We start from the raw sequence: 447 nt of genomic DNA, 5'->3' as shown, positions 1-447 counted from the left end.
CTACCAAAGAAGATATTAGAGGTACAGCTGATCTAGTCAAATCAGTATTGAAACAAGATAATATCTGTGTAGTGGGTAATGAGAATAAGTTAGAGAAAAACAGAGAAATATTTAATGAATTAGTTCATTTATTCAATTAATTAAAATTAATATTATACTAATGCTTAACGGTCAACAAGTGACCGTCAGCATTTTACTTACAGGAGGAAGATTTTGAATAATTTTAAATCAGGATTTGTTACAATTATAGGTAGACCTAATGTAGGAAAATCTACATTGATGAATCAAATAATAGGGCAAAAAATTGCTATTATGTCGGACAAACCTCAGACAACAAGAAATAAGATCAGGACATTTATTACAACTGAGGAAGGTCAAATCATTTTTATTGATACACCAGGTATTCACAAACCAAAGCATAAGTTGGGTGAATTCATGAATAAGACA

At 30.0% G+C, this 447-nt stretch carries 1 protein-coding gene; it reads left to right on the top strand.

From position 1 onward, the window contains the following. Positions 1–210: 210 nt before the first annotated feature. Positions 211–447, top strand: a 237-nt coding sequence (gene era / locus AACQ14_RS24285) for a GTPase Era (RefSeq protein ID WP_339366104.1), incomplete at its 3' end; no start/stop codon positions are given.

Source organism: Vallitalea maricola (genome assembly GCF_036985595.1).
Taxonomy (GTDB): Bacteria; Bacillota; Clostridia; order Lachnospirales; family Vallitaleaceae; genus Vallitalea; species Vallitalea maricola.
The sequence above is the reverse complement of the archived record's forward strand: the minus strand, read 5'-3'. Positions and strand labels throughout refer to the sequence as shown.